Below are 2143 nucleotides of genomic sequence, written 5' to 3'. Positions count from 1 at the left end.
CTGGCTTAAAAACCGTCAACTTATTCTAGGACGGGACAACACACATAAAAACTATATAATCAGAGGTATAAAATTAATATAAGTTCAATTACTTATAAAATTTTTCTAGAGTATATGATTTAGATTGTGTTGCCGCTGTGAACAATCTCTCAGTTAAAAGGTAATAAATATTAAACCCTCAGTTAATAAATCGCCTCTTAAGGTTTATCAGTCACAATTAGGTATCTACCTAGTTGAGGATCAATCTCAACAAGCGGCTATCAAAGCCCTAGATTCACTGTTTTGGAGTGTCATTAACTCTAAATCACGGGTTCCATTCAAAGGGTTATATTTGTGGGGAGATGTGGGCAGAGGTAAAACCTATCTAATGGATTTGTTTTATGATTGTCTGCCAGCACAGGGCAAGCTAAGGTTGCATTTTCACCGCTTCATGGCGCGGATACATCAATCGCTACACAAACATTCTGGAGAACAAGACCCTTTAATCATGATTGCCGATGATTTGGCTAAAACATGTAAAGTCTTATGTTTTGATGAATTTTTTGTGTCGGATATTGGTGATGCGATGATTTTGGCCGGTTTGTTTGAGCGCTTATTTGCTCAAGGTGTAGTGCTGGTGGCAACCTCTAATATACCTATTGATCGTTTGTATGAAAATGGCTTAGCTCGGCATAAATTTTTGCCCTGCATAGCTTTGTTGCAGCAACATACTCAAGCATTAAACCTTGATGGAGAACAAGATCATAGGTTAGCGTCACTGGTAAATTCAGCCAGCCTCTTTGCAGCGTCTACTAATATTGGTCTTAAAAATGACATAAATTTTGAGGTTATTTTCAGTGACTTAACTCAGAATGTTTCAATAGAAGATATCAACGTTAGTCACTTAATTGTGTGTCACCGAAACATCCCTGTTGTCCGTTCTATTGAACTGCAAGGTCATAGCACAGTGGCTTGGTTTGATTTTAAAGCTTTGTGCGAAGGTAATCGTTCGCAATTAGATTACATGGAAATCGCCAACCGTTTTAGCTCCGTGATGCTGAGTGGTGTGCCTTATCTTGGTGGGGAAGTACGTGGCTGGATAAAAGCAAGAGGCACAGAGGATGGCACCGGAGAGGACCAAGCCTTAATCACGGGTGAGCGTAACATTGCCTATGCCAGTTCAGATAATAGTGCTAGGCGATTTATCAGCCTTATCGATGAGCTGTACGACCAAAACGTACAATTATATTTAAGTACCGATGTACCCTTAGTTGAACTATACAAGGAGGGCGCATTGTTGTTTGAGTTCCGCCGCACATATAGTCGTTTGATGGAAATGAGTCACGCAGAGTAGCCCATTGAGTTAAGACTTAGGCTGTAGCTCTTTTATAAGGTACTTTGTTTGGGGGGACGCTACACTCCAAGTTAAGTTAGGCTCGCCCTGTTCTACTTTACAGACTAAATAACAGCACATGCCTTGCTCTGGTAGCTTGAAATGTTGGTACAGCCGCAGTGCTTCTTGGTTGTTTTTTGCATAAGCATAAGAGAACGAAATTAACTCCTGAGAATGTGCCAAAGCCGTGTAGTTTGGACACAGCCACTCAAATGCTCCTGCTAACCACTTATCTAGCTTCAGCTGCTTTATAAAAGTTTGCTTTGCGGCAGTGTCTTCATCTATCGATAAGTTAATTGTAGAGTCTGAAAACTGTAGTTTAAGATTAAAACTCATGGTGTTGGTTAACGCTAAATTTGAATAAATGGTGGCTATTCGGTCAAGCATTTGTTTAGTTTCTAGCAACATGTATGCATCTATGTTTTCTAAAATTTGCGGTTGCCTAACCTTATTGGTTTGCCAAATAGACAATTCAGGTAATAAAGTATCAAGCACAAGACTACTTGCTAGAGTGCTATTTTTAGGTCGAAGTTGAGGTTGAAAATTTAAAGACTTAATGACTATTTGAGTAGAACTTAGCACTGACACTTATAAGACCATTCGATTGCAAATTAGGATTTACAAATGTTGAGCACAGTTTGTGCCAAGCAATTATATTATATTAAAATCAGTACGTTACATTATGGTCGTGTATTAAGTTTCTGAATGCGACAACTTTTTGACTGGAGGTGTATTAGTATCAATTTATTGTTATTATTTAGGTTGTTTTTT

At 38.6% G+C, this 2143-nt stretch carries 2 protein-coding genes; one reads left to right on the top strand and one right to left on the bottom strand.

Going from position 1 to position 2143, the window contains the following annotated elements; all coding sequences use genetic code 11:
* Nucleotides 1-163 precede the first annotated feature (163 nt).
* A complete protein-coding gene (gene zapE / locus EOK74_RS20615; protein WP_166638817.1) occupies nt 164-1333 on the top strand; it encodes a cell division protein ZapE in 1170 nt (389 codons plus the stop codon).
* Between the two features lie 9 nt (nt 1334-1342).
* Here zapE and EOK74_RS20610 read toward each other — a convergent pair whose 3' ends face one another.
* Nucleotides 1343-1960, bottom strand: coding sequence for a hypothetical protein (locus EOK74_RS20610; protein WP_239024194.1), 618 nt, complete (start codon nt 1958-1960; stop codon nt 1343-1345).
* Between the last annotated feature and the right edge of the window lie 183 nt (nt 1961-2143).

The sequence above is a fragment of the Paraglaciecola marina genome, assembly GCF_004360155.1.
In the GTDB taxonomy this organism is placed as follows: domain Bacteria; phylum Pseudomonadota; class Gammaproteobacteria; order Enterobacterales; family Alteromonadaceae; genus Paraglaciecola; species Paraglaciecola marina.
This window is presented reverse-complemented; position numbering and strand designations above follow the sequence as displayed.